Origin of the sequence: Nocardia sp. NPDC050793 (assembly GCF_040654065.1) — a bacterium.
GTDB lineage: Bacteria > Actinomycetota > Actinomycetes > Mycobacteriales > Mycobacteriaceae > Nocardia.
In genome coordinates this window covers 62125-75975 of sequence record NZ_JBFAHG010000008.1, presented here as the reverse complement: position 1 = coordinate 75975, position 13851 = coordinate 62125, and the positions used below count along the sequence as shown (strand labels likewise).

Annotated in this window: 15 protein-coding genes; 6 read left to right on the top strand and 9 right to left on the bottom strand. The window is 69.0% G+C overall.

Features of this window, described 5'->3' with window-relative positions:
* Nucleotides 1–3: 3 nt before the first annotated feature.
* On the bottom strand, nt 4–369 hold the full coding sequence (locus AB0H50_RS25400; RefSeq protein WP_357457099.1) for a helix-turn-helix transcriptional regulator: 366 nt from the start codon (nt 367–369) through the stop codon (nt 4–6).
* Between the two features lie 130 nt (nt 370–499).
* Here AB0H50_RS25400 and AB0H50_RS25395 point away from each other — a divergent pair, with 130 nt between their 5' ends.
* The gene (locus tag AB0H50_RS25395) at nt 500–1159 is read left to right on the top strand and encodes a class I SAM-dependent methyltransferase (protein ID WP_357457097.1); all 660 of its coding nucleotides are present in this window, start codon (nt 500–502) and stop codon (nt 1157–1159) included.
* Between the two features lie 31 nt (nt 1160–1190).
* On the opposite strand, the gene AB0H50_RS25390 is transcribed toward AB0H50_RS25395, so the two are convergent.
* Nucleotides 1191–2291: a 4Fe-4S binding protein gene (locus AB0H50_RS25390; protein ID WP_357457095.1), complete on the bottom strand. Its 1101-nt coding sequence runs from the start codon at nt 2289–2291 to the stop codon at nt 1191–1193.
* A 203-nt stretch (nt 2292–2494) separates the two neighbouring features.
* On the opposite strand from AB0H50_RS25390, the gene AB0H50_RS25385 reads away from it, so the two are divergent.
* The gene (locus AB0H50_RS25385; protein WP_357457093.1) at nt 2495–5818 is read left to right on the top strand and encodes a protein kinase; all 3324 of its coding nucleotides are present in this window, start codon (nt 2495–2497) and stop codon (nt 5816–5818) included.
* A gap of 31 nt (nt 5819–5849) precedes the next feature.
* Here the strand turns inward: AB0H50_RS25385 and AB0H50_RS25380 are convergent, their stop codons facing one another.
* The 3 genes from AB0H50_RS25380 to AB0H50_RS25370 all read right to left on the bottom strand — a co-directional run bounded on the left by AB0H50_RS25380 (nt 5850) and on the right by AB0H50_RS25370 (nt 7192).
* A complete protein-coding gene (locus tag AB0H50_RS25380) occupies nt 5850–6083 on the bottom strand; it encodes a hypothetical protein (RefSeq protein ID WP_357457091.1) in 234 nt (77 codons plus the stop codon).
* A 27-nt stretch (nt 6084–6110) separates the two neighbouring features.
* Entirely contained in the window at nt 6111–6695 is a 585-nt protein-coding gene (locus AB0H50_RS25375) for an HdeD family acid-resistance protein (protein ID WP_357457089.1), read from the bottom strand.
* Nucleotides 6696–6778: 83 nt separating this feature from the next.
* Nucleotides 6779–7192 carry a VOC family protein gene (locus tag AB0H50_RS25370; RefSeq protein WP_357457087.1) on the bottom strand — a complete coding sequence of 138 codons (414 nt, stop codon included), beginning with the start codon at nt 7190–7192 and terminating at the stop codon, nt 6779–6781.
* 196 nt (nt 7193–7388) lie between these two features.
* On the opposite strand from AB0H50_RS25370, the gene AB0H50_RS25365 reads away from it, so the two are divergent.
* Nucleotides 7389–8363 carry a glycosyltransferase family 9 protein gene (locus AB0H50_RS25365; RefSeq protein ID WP_357457085.1) on the top strand — a complete coding sequence of 325 codons (975 nt, stop codon included), beginning with the start codon at nt 7389–7391 and terminating at the stop codon, nt 8361–8363.
* A 4-nt stretch (nt 8364–8367) separates the two neighbouring features.
* Here the strand turns inward: AB0H50_RS25365 and AB0H50_RS25360 are convergent, their stop codons facing one another.
* Entirely contained in the window at nt 8368–8685 is a 318-nt protein-coding gene (locus AB0H50_RS25360; RefSeq protein WP_357457083.1) for a metalloregulator ArsR/SmtB family transcription factor, read from the bottom strand.
* 183 nt (nt 8686–8868) lie between these two features.
* Between AB0H50_RS25360 and AB0H50_RS25355 the strand changes: the two genes are divergently transcribed.
* Together AB0H50_RS25355 and AB0H50_RS25350 are read left to right on the top strand one after the other, a co-directional pair.
* Nucleotides 8869–9570 (top strand): M23 family metallopeptidase, encoded by a 702-nt coding sequence (locus AB0H50_RS25355; RefSeq protein ID WP_357457082.1) that lies wholly within the window; start codon nt 8869–8871, stop codon nt 9568–9570.
* Between the two features lie 224 nt (nt 9571–9794).
* Nucleotides 9795–10850 carry a hypothetical protein gene (locus AB0H50_RS25350; protein WP_357457080.1) on the top strand — a complete coding sequence of 352 codons (1056 nt, stop codon included), beginning with the start codon at nt 9795–9797 and terminating at the stop codon, nt 10848–10850.
* 54 nt (nt 10851–10904) lie between these two features.
* Here AB0H50_RS25350 and AB0H50_RS25345 read toward each other — a convergent pair whose 3' ends face one another.
* Nucleotides 10905–11228 carry a hypothetical protein gene (locus AB0H50_RS25345; RefSeq protein ID WP_068061705.1) on the bottom strand — a complete coding sequence of 108 codons (324 nt, stop codon included), beginning with the start codon at nt 11226–11228 and terminating at the stop codon, nt 10905–10907.
* A gap of 262 nt (nt 11229–11490) precedes the next feature.
* On the opposite strand from AB0H50_RS25345, the gene AB0H50_RS25340 reads away from it, so the two are divergent.
* Entirely contained in the window at nt 11491–11826 is a 336-nt protein-coding gene (locus AB0H50_RS25340; RefSeq protein ID WP_067791875.1) for an RNA polymerase-binding protein RbpA, read from the top strand.
* Between the two features lie 68 nt (nt 11827–11894).
* Here the strand turns inward: AB0H50_RS25340 and AB0H50_RS25335 are convergent, their stop codons facing one another.
* Entirely contained in the window at nt 11895–12677 is a 783-nt protein-coding gene (locus AB0H50_RS25335) for an ABC transporter permease (protein ID WP_357457653.1), read from the bottom strand.
* 169 nt (nt 12678–12846) lie between these two features.
* Nucleotides 12847–13839 carry an ATP-binding cassette domain-containing protein gene (locus tag AB0H50_RS25330; RefSeq protein ID WP_357457078.1) on the bottom strand — a complete coding sequence of 331 codons (993 nt, stop codon included), beginning with the start codon at nt 13837–13839 and terminating at the stop codon, nt 12847–12849.
* Between the last annotated feature and the right edge of the window lie 12 nt (nt 13840–13851).

The window sequence follows — 13851 nt, the reverse complement described above, 5'->3', positions numbered from 1 at the left end:
GGTTCAGGCCGCGCGGAGCAGGAGGGTCGGCGCGGCCTGCGTGCGTCGCACCGGGGCACGCCGAGCGCGCAGTTCCTCGGCGACCTGCTCGGTCAGCCCGCCCAGGGTGGTGCCGAGCGCGCCCGCCAACGCCGCGATCATCTCGCTCGACGGCTCCTTGCGGCCGCGCTCCACCTCCGACAGGTACTGCGGCGAGATACCCGCGCGTCCAGCCGTTTCCACCAGCGTCTCGCGCTGTTCGCGCCGCAGCGAGCGCAAACGTTCGCCGAGCACCTCGCGCCACAGGGGTTCCGGAGCGGCGAGCTCGGGACGCCGGGGACGGTCGTCGCGGCCACCGGGGATCGAGTGCAGTCTCGAATGCTCGGTCATGGACGAAGCGTACGTTTGGCCCCGCGGTGCGCGGCTAGTCATTACGCTGTGGGCGTACGTCTCGGCGGTGCCGCCGCTTCCGGGACGTGACGCTTGACCTGAACCCTGCTCGAGGATGCAGGCTGGGAGCATGACTCAGGCCCCGGAATTCTGGAACACCGTCTACGACAACGACACCGCCCCGTGGGTGATCGGGGAACCGCAACCTGCGATCCTCGCCCTGGAGCGGGACGGATGGATTCGCGGCAGGGTGCTCGATCCCGGTACCGGCGCGGGCGAACACACGATCGCGTTGACGAAACTGGGCTACGACGTGCTCGGTGTCGACCTGTCGCCCAGCGCGATCGCCTACGCCCGACGCAACGCCGCGGACAAAGACGTCCCCGGCGCCCGGTTCGAAGTGGTCGACATGCTCACGCTCGCCGACGCGGACGACGACCGGCTCGGCGTCTTCGACACCGTCGTCGACAGCGCCTTGTTCCACGTCTTCGGCACCGAACCCGAGGCACGAGCCGCCTACGTCCGCGGTCTGCACCGGATATGCAAGCCGGGCGGCCTCGTGCACGTCCTCGCGCTCTCCGACACCGAGCCGGGTTTCGGCCCGCGCATCAGCGATTCGCTCATCCGCGAGTCGTTCGCCGGCGAGGGCTGGGAGCTCGAGGATCTCGTCCCGTCCACCTATCGCGGCCGGGTCACCGAGGTGGTGGCCGAGGAGGTGGCGCGCCTCGGCATGCCCACCGAAGGATCGGTCGACGTGGTCGCCTGGCTGGCGCGTATCCGGCGCGTCTGAGCGCCAGGGTCGGGAACGTTCGATACCGCGATCAGTCCGACGACGGCCGCGGACGCGGTCGCGGGCCGATCTGATCGAGCAGTGTGTTGACCTCGTCCGGGAACCCGTTGGTGACCGGCTTCGGGGTCTTGTTGGGAAACCGCCGCGTGACGTGCTCCTCCGCGGCGGACCCGGGCAGCACGTAGACGGGTTCCGATTTGCTCTGCAACGGACGCACGACCTCGTCGAGGTGCCCCTTCCGGTCGTCGAGGAACCCGCCGATCACATCCTCGCCCGCGGGACAGACGGCCATGCAGTAGCCGGCCTTGTAGTTGGGCTTGAACGACAGGCTCTGCCACATGGAGAAGGACTCGCCAGTGGTCACTCGCGCGCGGTACTCGTCGCGGTCGGCGCTGTCGGCGACGGTCTCGGCCCAATCGGTGAAGCCGCCCATGAACTCTCGATAGTTGTGCGTGTAGCAGGCCTGGAAGTCGAAGCCTCCGTCGGTGGTGATGGCGCCGACCGGGCACGCGGACACGCATAGCTTGCACTCGAGGCACGGATTGAACTCCAGCGTGGCGCTCGGCTCGTCGACCACCGCATCGGTGACGACCGTGCCGAGCAAGATGAAGTTGCCGAACTTCGGGTGAATGACGTTGCGGTGGATGCCCATCACGCCCAACCCAGCGGCCTGCGCCACCACCTTGTGCGCGATGACCCAGATGCGGCCGGGAAACCGATCGACCTCCATCGGGTATCCCGGCGCGGGATAGACGGCGCGGTAGCCCGCGTCCTGCAGCGCCCGGGTGATGCGGCGCGAGACCTCGTTGGTCTCGTCGTCGGCGTGGTTGAATTCGGTGTTCGCCAGGCTGCGTTGCGGACTGCGCAGATTGTCGCGGTTCATCCGCACGCAGAAGGATACGAATGTCCTTGCCGCGGGCAAGATTCCGCGCGCGTGATCGAATTCCTCGGCGACCGTGGGATCGTCGACGGGTACGAAGCCCACGTCGTCGGCGCCCGCGGCCAGGCAGATCTCGCGCAGCCGCGCGGCGTTCAGCACCGGCTCGGGTTTCGTGCGTTCACGCTCGGCGATCCGCTTGACGGTCGGATGATCGGCCAGCCGCCCCGTTGATTCCTGGTCGTTTGTCGACATCGGGCCCTCCTACCCCATCGTGAGGCCGCGACGGCCTCGAGAAGGTAGACCCCGCCGAGCGTCCGAATTCATCGGCCTCGGCACTTCTCCTCCGCGCACGGCGAGTTGCGGAACCGTTGCCGAGCTGCCCATCGGAGTTATCCTCGGGGGGCACGATTCGACCGCAGGGTCACCCGAGAGCTCGCCCAGAATCGAGGCCGGCAATGGCCGACATACTGCCGACACAGCGCAGCCCGTCCTCCGGCATCAACGCGGACCTGAACGCCGAAGGGTTCGAGCAGGCGGAGGAGATCGGGCGCGGGGGCTTCGGCGTCGTCTATCGCTGCAGGCAACCGGACCTGGATCGCACCGTTGCCGTGAAGGTGCTGACCTCGGATCTCGATGCGGAGGGCATGCAACGGTTCATACGCGAGCAGCAGGCCATGGGACGGTTGTCGGGTCACCCGCACATCGTCGATGTCTTCCAGGTCGGCACCACCGGCTCCGGGCACCCCTATCTCGTCATGCCGTATCACCCCCGCGGCTCGCTGGAACAGCGGATCAGGCACTACGGGCCGCTCGACTGGACCGCGACGTTGCGGCTCGGCGTCAAGATGGCTGGCGCGCTGGAGGCCGCCCACCGGGTCGGCACCTTGCATCGCGACGTGAAGCCGGGCAACATTCTGATCACCGACTACGGCGAGCCGCAGCTGACCGACTTCGGCATCGCGCGGACCGCGGGCGGTTTCCGCACCACGACCGGAATCATCACGGGCTCACCGGCATTCACCGCTCCGGAAGTGCTGCGCGGCGAACCGTCGACGCCCGCGTCCGATGTGTACGGGCTCGGCGCGACCCTGTTCTGCGCGCTCACCGGCCACGTCGCCTACGAGCGCCGCACCGGCGAGCAGGTGCTCGCCCACTTCCTCCGGGTCGCCGCGCAGCCGGTCCCCGACCTGCGGACGGAGGGCGTGCCCGACGATGTCTGCACCGTCATCGAGCACGCAATGGCGGGCGAGGCGGCCGAACGACCGGAATCGGCCGCCGCCCTCGGCGAGGAATTGCGCGCGGTGCAGCGGCAGCACGGCGTGCCGATCGACGTCATGGTGCTGCCGATCGCACCTGGACCCCGCACACCGCCGCCCGCCGCGACGGTTCGCCACCGCGAACGCCCCACCGCTCCCCCTACCCCGGCGACTAAGTACCGACCACCGACTCCAGCGCGCACGCCGGTCGTCAGGAAGCGACTGCTGGATCTGCTCCGCTCGGGTTCGCGCAAGCGATTGACCTTCATCCACGCCCCGAGCGGCTTCGGCAAGACCACGCTCGCGGCCCAGTGGCGCGACGAGCTCGCCCGCGCGGGCGCGCCGGTCGCGTGGTTGACGGTAGACGAGGACGACAACAACGTCGCCTGGTTCCTCGCCCACCTCGTGGAGGCGATTCGCGGGCCGCGCCCCCACCTCGCCGACGAACTCGATCGGGTCATGGAGGCGCATTACGACGACGCCGAACGCTACGTGCTCAGCTCGCTGATCGACGACCTGCACAGCCACGACGACCGGGTCACAGTCGTGCTGGACGATTGGCAACGGGTGACCGACGCCGCCTCCGTCGCGGTCGTCCGGTTCCTGCTCGAACACGGCTGCCACCACCTGCCGATCATCGTGACCAGCACCTCCCGATCCGGACTTCCGTTGAGCCGGTTGCGCATCGACGGAGAGCTGGAGGAAATCGACTCGGGGACATTGCGTTTCGACACCGACGAGGTGCGATCCTTCCTGGACGAGGCGGGCGGGCTGCGGCTGGCCGATGCCGACGTCGGCGCGCTGACGGAAACCACGGACGGCTGGGCGGCGGCGCTCCAGCTGGCGGTGTTGTCGTTGCGCGCGGGCGACGATCCCGCGCACTTGGTCGACAGCCTGTCCGCGCACGCCGACATCGGTGAGTTCCTCGCGGAGAACGTCCTCGATGCGCTGGAGCCGGACGTTCTCGAATTTCTCACCAAAACGTCCATCTGCGAACGTATCTGCGGTGATCTGGCGTCCGCCGTCACCGGCGAGGAGCACGGACACGCCATGCTGGAGGAGATCGAGGACCGCGGACTGTTCCTGCAGCGCATCGATCCGAATCGTGAATGGTTCCGCTACCACCAGCTTTTCGCGGGGTACCTGTGCCGTCGGCTGGAGCGGGACCGGCCCGAGGAGATCGAGACGCTGCACTACCGCGCGTCGGAATGGTTCGCGCGCCATCATCTTCTCAACGAGGCGGTCGATCACGCGCTCGCCGCGGGGAACCCGGAGCGCGGGGCCGACCTCGTAGAGCACGGCGGAGGCTTCCTCCTGGAGCGGTCCAAGATGACCACACTGATGGGCATTCTGGCCAAGTTGCCCGCGCGGTCGATCCTGTCGCGCCCGCGCATCCAGCTCTTCATCGCGTGGGTGAATCTCGTGCTGCGCCGCCCGGAAGCGACCAGCGCGGCGCTGGCCCGGTTCGCCGCGGCGTTCGACGGGGCCGAGCTCACCGAGGCCGAACGAGCGGACCTGCGCGCGGAGGCGGGCGTGCTCGCCAGCGTCCGGGAGATGTTCGCCGATCGCGTCGCGGAGGGCGACCGGCTCATCCGCGACGCGCTGTCCCGCCCCGGCGACTTCTCTCCCCGGGTGGCCGGGGTGGCGGCCAACATCGCCTCGTTCTCCGCGATCCACCGCTTCGATTTCGACGCCGCGCGCCGGTGGCAGCAGTGGGCCGATCCGTATCACGAGGCGACGGGCCCCTTCCTGCGGGTGTACGGCCGCTGCTTCGCGGGCATCGCCGCCAGGGAGCAGCTGGACATCCCGGCCGCCGAACAGACGTTCCGGGACGCACTGCGCCTCGCGACCACCACCATGGGGCCGCACTCGCACGCGGCGCGGCTCGCGGGCGCTGTGCTCGGCGAACTCCGCTACGAGACAGGCGATCTGGACGCCGCGGCGGATCTGCTGGTGGAGAGCCTGGAACTGGCGGACGAGGGTGGCGGCGGCGTCGATTTCATGATCGCCACCTACGCGGCGGGCGCGCGGGTCGAAGCCGCGCGTGGCGATCTTCGAGCAGCCGCGAAGCGGTTGACCGACGGGATGGAGAAGGCCGAGCGATTGGCGCTGCCGCGGCTGGCGGCCCGGTTGCGCAACGAGCGAGTCCGCTGGGGACTGAGCCTCGCGCCGGGGGAGGCCGAGCGCATGCTGCGGCCGCGCGAGCTGTGCCACGACAACGGCATCGCGACGCTCATCGCCGAATGGGACGAGGACTCCGCGGTCCGGCTGCTGCTCGCGACGCACACGCCGGAGCGATGCGACGAGGCGTGCGAGCGGGCGCGCGCCCTGGTCGCGAGTATCGAGCCCGACCGCAGGCCGCTCGCCGCGGTGCGAGCCCGATTGCTTCTCGGCGCCGCGCTGCGCCGCGCGGGTCGGCGGGACGAGGCAGAGCAGGTGCTGGCTCCCGCGATGGCGAAATGCGAGGAGACCGGACTGACCCGGCTTCCGCTCGATGCCATGCGGCTGCCCGATTCGCGCTGATCGCGCGAAAATACTTCCGCGAAGGGCGATCTCACGCGGTGGACTTGCGGCCCCCCTCTGCCCACAGACCCTGCTCCTCCAGCATCGCGACCAGTTCGTCGGCGCCCGACACGATGTGATCGCGCATCAGCGTGCTCGCCACCTTGGCGCGGCACTTGCGCAGCGCCTCCAGAATCGCAGAGTGATCGCGCAGCCCCTGCTCGCCACTACCTGGGCCGTCCCACGGGCAGGCCGGATACGACTCCGCCCGGCGCGCAACACGCACCGGGCGGAGAAGAAGTGGTCGAAGCGATCAGAGGTTCGCCTCGCTGAACCGCGCCGCGTCCTTGCGGACACCGAAGGAGGTGATGATCTCCATGATGCCGAGCACGATCAGCCAGATGCCCGCGACGAGAGTCAGCGTGGCCACCGAGGTGACCGGCCAGACGATCAGCACGATGCCTGCGATCGTGGTGATCACGCCGAAGAATCCCTGCCAGCCGCGCCCCGGCAGCTCGGGATCGGAGATGGCGGCGACCAGCAGGGACACGCCGCGGAACAGCCAGCCGATACCGATCCACAGACCGAGCAGCAGGATCGAGGCGAGCTCGTCACGGAAGCAGAAAAGGCCGATGATGATCGACAGCACGCCGCTGACGAAGTACAGCACCCGCATGCCGGTGCTCCTGGTCGCGCCGAACGCGGCAACCAGCTGCAGCACGCCGGCGACCACCAGGTAGATACCGAAAAGGACGCCGGCGACCAACAGGGTCTTGTCCGGCCACACCAGAATCACCACACCGAGGATCACCGAGAGGACGCCGGTGACCAGAACGGTTTGCCAGGCGGCCCGCACGAGCGCCTGAGCAGGTCCATCGACCACACTGTTTGTCGTCATGACCAGATGTTATGCCTTGTGGCATAAGTTTTCTGGACATTTGCTATAGCGCGGCGCGGATCGGTCCCGCGGCGCAGCGCCGGTCAGTCCCCGGCAGCGACGATGTTCACCATCCACGCGACGCCGAACTTGTCGCGGCACATGCCGAACTCGTCGCCCCACATCTGCTTCTCCAGCGGCACGGTGACCACGCCGCCCGCGATCAGCTTGTCCCAGTAGCCGCGCAGTTCGTCGGCCTCGTCACCGCTGAGGCTGATCGAAATGCTGCTGCCGGGCTGATATTCCATGCCGGGCGGGGTGTCCGCCGCCATCAGCGTGAACCCGCTCGGCGTCTCCAGCTGACCGTGCATGACCAGTTCGGCGCCGGGCGACTCCTTGTCGCCGAACTCGCCGAAGGTGTTCACCGCCAGGGTGCCGCCGAACACGTCGCGATAGAACTCGAGGGCAGGGCGCGCGTTGTCGCCGAAGCCGAGATACGGGTTGAGCTTGGAGACCATCGGATGCTCCTTAGCTGTCGTTGCCGCCACGTGCGAGGGTACTGCCGCATCGCGAAAAGTGGCGTGGATAACGCTGTACCCGATCCACGTTTACCGCTCGAGCGGCATGGGAAGTCATCCCTAAGTGGCTCTCGCCGTAAGCACCTGCGGAGCGGGGGTCGCATTTCGTGAGTCTCGGGTTGCTAGGGAGAAGAGGGTGGCGGTTGTACTCGTGCTGCAGGCACGCGGACTCGGTGATCTGCTCACCGCGGTCCCTGCGCTTCGTGCGCTGCGACGCGCCGAGCCGAGCGACCAGATCGTGCTCGCCGCCCCGCATCGGCTCAAACCGATCATCGACCTGATCACCTCGGTGGACACCATGGTGCCCACCGCCGACGTGAGCGCGCTGCGCTGGGACGGCCCCGCACCGAAGCTTGCGGTGAACCTGAACGGGCCGAGCGCCGAGAGCATCGTCGAACTGGTCAAGACGGACCCCGGACGGATACTGACCTACCGCAACCCGGCCTTTCCTGAACTGGAAGGCCCGGACTGGCAGCCGGAGATGCACGACGTGGAGCGGTGGTGTCACCTGCTCGAATCCGACGGCATCGTGGCCGACCGCCGCAATCTGGGCTTGGTGCCGCCCGTGTCGACCAACAGCCGCCGCGACTGCGTGGTCGTGCACGTCGGGGCCGGCGCGCCCGCACGGCGCTGGCCGCCGGACCGGTTCGCCGCCGTGGTGCGGCACCTGCTGGTGCTCGGGCGCGAGGTGGTGCTCACCGGCGACGAATTCGAGCGTGACATCGCCCTGAACGTCGCGGCGCGGGCCGGGCTCGCCCAGACGAACGTGCTCGCGGGCCAGCAGAACCTCATCGACCTCGCCGCCACCGTCGCCGAGGCCGCGCTGGTGATCAGCGGCGACACCGGCGTCGCACGGCTTGCCACAGCCTTCGGTACAAGGACGGTGCTGCTGTTCGGGCCGAGGCCGCCGCGCTGGGGCGGTCCGCCGCCGCACCTGCTCGCCAGGCACATCGTGCTGTGGGCCGGTCAGACGGGGGATCCCAGTGCCGACACTCCCGACCCTGGCCTGTTGCGCATCGGCGTCGCCGAAGTCGTCGGCGCGGTCGAGAAGCAGCTGAACCAGCGCAACTCGGCCGCGGCCCGTCGCCCCACCTATCGCAGGGTCGGCTGACCTCTCACCCTTCGCCGCGCGCCTCGGTCAGCGCGGCCGAGTAGGCCGCCAGCGCGCTCGGCCAGAACTGATCGAGGTAGTCGCGCGCGTCGCCGAGCCCGCGCGGATCGAGCGTGTACAGCCGCCGGGTGCCCTCAGGACGCACCATGACCAGCCGCGCCGCTCGCAGCACCTTCAGATGCTGGGAGACCGCCGAGCTGCTCACGCCGACGAGTTCGGCCAGTTCGCCCACCGACCTCGGCGCCTGCGGTAGCGCCTCGAAAATTGCCCGCCTGGTCGGCTCGGCCAGCGCCTCCAGGACCCGAACTCCGTTAGTCGCCACTTAAACATTGTGATCAACTAGCAATTAGCTGGTCAAGATCGGCTACTACCCAATTTTCGCAGGTAGATAACAGATGCTCGCCGCTCCGTTATCGACTCGTAATACATGAGCTGGGCTTTTACCGATCTGTGACGGTAACCACAAGGTAACGAAACGACTATCACGGTCCCGTACGTTCAAGTCATGCCCGTGACCGATCTGTTATCTGTCCTTCGGCCCGGCGCGACTCGCTCTCGCCGGCACCGTGTCGCCACCCGTGCGGTGGCCATCTCCGCCGCCGTAGGCGCCACCCTCGGCGTCCTCGCCGTAGCCAACCCCGACGACCAGCCCGCCGCACCCGCGGCCGCCGCGGCCACCGCTGACGCGAGCGCCATCCAGTACGCCGCGTTCACCGGCGAAGGCCAGGAGCCCCAGGCCGCTCCCGAATGGGAACAGCACCGCCCGGCCCAGGAAGCAGCCCAACCGGCCCCGGAACCCCCCCGCCCGACGACCGTCCGCCCGGTAGCCGGTCGACTCACCTCCTACTTCGGCAGCCGCTGGGGAGCCCAGCACAACGGCCTCGACTTCGGTGACCCGCTGGGTGCCCCCATCTTCTCCGTCACCGACGGCGTCGTGATCGAGGCGGGCCCCGCCTCCGGCTTCGGCCTGTGGGTACGGGTCCAGCAGGACGACGGCACCGTGGGAGTCTACGGACACGTCAACGACATTCTCGTCGAGGTCGGCCAGCCGGTCCTCGCGGGCGATGTGATCGCCACCGTCGGCAACCGAGGCCAGTCCACCGGACCGCACCTGCACTACGAAGTGCACGATCCCAACGTCGGCCCGATCGACCCGTGGCCGTGGCTCGCCGCCCGAGGCATCGATGTAGGCCACGCCGACGAGTGAGCCGTCCGGGGTTTCGCGAGCACGATGAGGGGCTCGTGAAACCCCGCCGGTCGTCACTCCCGGCAGCCATGCCCGCGAACAGCGCCGTTCGCGGGCATGCGCGTTTCCGCTCGCCGCTCCCCCGCTCCGGGGTGAGCGGCGGCGCCGTCTGATACTCCGGTACGAGACGCGAATGGCGCTGCGGCGGGACGTTTTCCGGCGTCGCCGGTTCCTACTTTCGGACTATGCCGACGACCGAACTCCCCACTGGCACCGGACACCACCGCCTGCGCCAGGATCCGCGCCGCGTGCTCGATCTGCCGCGCGGCGCGCGACGCCCGCACCGACCGCTGCTGTGGTCCGCGGCCGCGATGACCGCGCTGGCCGTGTTCTCCCTCGGCGGGATGGTGGTCGACGACCGCACGCTGCTCGGGGAATCGGTGTGGCTGAAGACCTTCAAGTTCGGGGTCGCGTTCGCGGTATACGAAATCACGTTGGTATGGCTGTTGTCCCTGCCGCACAAGGGATCTCGCGCCACATGGTGGCTCGGCACGGTGTTCGCGGCGACCGGTGTGCTCGACGTCGGCTTCATCGCGCTCCAAGCCGCCCGCGGCACCTTCAGCCATTTCAACTCCGCCGACGACCCGGTCAACTCCATCGGCCAGACGGTGTTCGCCTCCGGCGTGCCCGGCCTGTTCCTCGCGAACCTGGTGATCGTGGTGATCCTGTCCTGGCAGCGGTTGGTCGATCGCCCCACCGCGCGCGCCATCCACGCCGGACTCGCGCTGGCCGTGGCGGGCATGGCCCTCGGCTATCTGATGGGGTTCACCGGCGGTCAACTCGTCCGGGACGCCAACGGACGGGTCGTGGAACTCGTCGCCGGGCACACCGTCCTGCGGGACGCTCCGCCCACCGAACTCGCGGTCCGCGACGCCGCCGAAGGCATGCCGCTCACCCACTGGAGCACCATCGGCGGTGACCTGCGTGTCCCCCACTTCCTCGGCCTGCACGGCATCCAGATCCTGCTCGTGGCCGCGTTCCTGCTCGCCCGCCTGGCCCGCCGCCGCGCCTGGCTGCGCCCCGAACCCACCCGCGCCGCCCTCGTGGGTGTGCTCGCCCTCGCCTACACCGGCCTGCTGGCCGTCAGTTTCTCGCAAGCGATGCGCGCCCAGTCCCTCGTCCATCCCGACGCCGCGACCCTCGTCTCCTACGCCTGTCTCACCGCGTTCGTCATCGGCGCGACCCTCACGATCCGTCGCCGCGGACGACGTCTCGTCGCCGAAGCGCAGACAGTGGGATAACGGCGGGCCCAACGTCGCCCTGGCCTTCGGTCGATACCGAGTCGCCCGCGGCGGTCAGCGCAGCCGTTCCGCTTCGCGGGCCAGGGTGACGAGGGTCGCGCTGAGGGAGGCCAGCTCGTCGGTGTCGGCGCCTTCGCCGATCGCGGTCGCGATGTCCTCGGCGGCGCAGCGGGCCGCGAACCAGCGGTCCGCCAAGTCGGCGGCCTCCTGGGCGCTGAGCACCACGGAGTCCTCCGGAATTCCGGTGCCTTTGAGGCTGTTGCGGTGTTCGTAGGCCCGTTGACGGCAGGACTGGCGGCAGTACCGGCGACGACGCCCGGCCTCCGACTCCACGATCTCCCGCCCACACCACAGGCAGGACAGCAAGCGGCGCGACATGAGGCAGAACACTAGTGTGTGGCTCGCGGGGGTCGCCCGCAGACCCCCCACCGTGGCCGGACCGCAACCCAGCAGACCGCACCGCCGCCCGCGTGGCGAGGAGTTGCCTCGCTACCGACTACAATGGAACGGTTCACCGTCGCCGTGTCGGGAACTATTGACGCAGGCCCGTTCGTTGCACTGGAGGTCCAGCGAACGCAGGACGCGTTCGCCCGGGCACGGTCGCAGCGCAACAAGACTCGAGCACAGGGAGAGGCACACCATGGCAGATCGCGTACTCCGGGGCAGTCGGCTCGGAGCGGTGAGCTACGAGACCGATCGCGACCACGACCTGGCCCCGCGTCGGATCGCCCGGTACCGCACCGATAACGGCGAAGAGTTCGACGTGCCCTTCGCCGACGACGCCGAGATCCCCCCCACCTGGCTGTGCCGCAATGGCCAGGAGGGCATCCTGGTCGAGGGCACCACGCAGGAGACCAAGAAGGTCAAGCCGCCGCGTACCCACTGGGACATGCTGCTGGAGCGCCGCAGCAAGGAAGAGCTCGAGGAGCTGCTCAAGGAGCGCCTCGAACTGCTCAAGACCCGCCGCCGCGCCTGACGCCGCAGACTACGAAGGCCGCCTCCCGTTCGGGAGGTGGCCTTCTGTCATGGTGTCGGCCGGGCGCGTCAGCGGCTGGCGACCTTGCGGTAGCGCAGCAGCGCCAACGGCATCGCCACACTCAGAATCGCGACCGAGCAGAGGATCGCGTATTCCACGCAGTGGTCGGCCGCCCAGCCCGACGGCGGCACGAATGACGGCGGCGAACCGTTCTCGAAGAGCTTGCGGCCGGACGCCGACACGGCGGTGATCGGATTCCATTCCGCCATGGTGCGCAGCGGCCCCGGCAGCGTCTCGGCGGAGATGAAGGCCGAGGAGATGAAGCTGAGCGGGAACAGCCAGATCAGGCCCGCGCTCTGCGCCACCTCGACGGTCGGCGAGAACAGGCCGGTGACCGCGCCCACCCACGACATCGCGAACGCGAACAGCAGGATGATCCCGAAGGCCAGGGCGGCGTCGGCGATTCCGCCGTTGATTCGCCAGCCGACGATGTAGCCGCAGCCCACCATGACGGCCAAGCTCAGGATGTTCACCACGAGATCCGAGAGCGTGCGGCCCATCAGCACCGCCAGCCGCGACATCGGCAGCGTGCGCATCCGGTCGATGATGCCCTTCTGCAGGTCTCCCGCCAGGCCGACGGTGGTGAACGCGGCGTTGAAAGCCACCGTCTGGGCAAAGATTCCGGCCAGCAGGAACTCGCGATACTGGCCGCCGCCGAGCGTCGCGCCGAAGATGTAGGCGAACAGGAACACGAACATCAGCGGCTGGATCGTCGCGGTCACCAGCAGCGTCGGCACCCGCAGGATGGTCAGCAGATTGCGGTGCGCGACGATCGCGCTGTCCCGGAAGATCCGCAGCTTCGGAGGCGTGATCGCCAGGGCCACAGCCGCTTTCGGCTCCGGCCTCGGTGCTTCCTCGGACTGGTCGAGCGCTGCGCGTTCCACGGTCGATGCACTCGTCACAGGGTCACCTCACTCGTGTGGGCTGCCACGGTGGTCGTCGTCGGTACGCGTCGCTGACTCACGACATGATCTCCTCGGGTACGTCGTCGGTTTCCGATTCGGCGTCCCGCGTGGGCGCCGGTGTGCCGGTGAGGGACAGGAATACGTCGTCGAGACTGGGACGGTGCACGCTCGCGTCGACCACGCACACCCCGGCGTCATCGAGCCTGCGCAGCGCCTGAACCATCGTGCGCGAGCCGTCGCCGACCACCACTGTCACCTCCTCGGTGCCGATCTCGTGGCTCGGCTCGCCCACACCGATCTGGGCGAGCACCCTCATCGCCGGCTTCGCCTCCTGGCCGGGTGCCAGGGTGACGGTGAGCCGGTCACCGCCGATCGAGGTCTTCAGTTCGTCGGCCGACCCGCGCGCGATGACCCGCCCGCGATCGATGACGGTGATGCGGTCGGCGAGCAGATCGGCCTCTTCCAGGTACTGCGTGGTGAGCAGCACGGTGGTGCCGTCGTCGACGAGATCGCCGATGACCCGCCACATGTCGAGCCTGCCGCGCGGATCCAGACCGGTGGTCGGCTCGTCGAGCACCACCACCGTGGGGCGGGCCACCAGCGCCCCCGCCAGATCGAGGCGGCGCGCCATGCCGCCGGAGTAGGTGCCCGCGCGGCGGTGTGCGGCATGGTCGAGGCCGAGCGCGCTGAGCAGCTCGGTGGCCCTGGTGGTGGCCTGGCGCGGTGACATGCCGTAGAGCCGAGCCACCATTCGCAGGTTCTCGTAGCCGGAGAGGTTCGCGTCGACGGCGGCGTATTGGCCGGACAGGCCGATCCGCCGCCGCGCGCCCGCCGGATCGCGGAGCACGTCGACCCCGGCCACCCGCACCGAACCCGCGCACGGCTTCAGCAGGGTGGTGACGATCCGGACGGTGGTGGTCTTGCCCGCGCCGTTGGGGCCGAGTAGACCCATCACCGTTCCCGAAGGAATCTCCAGGTCGATGTCGTCGAGCACGCGGACCTTGCCGTAGCTCATGACGAGGCTGCGCACTTCCACCGCGAGAGTCATGACCGCACCTCA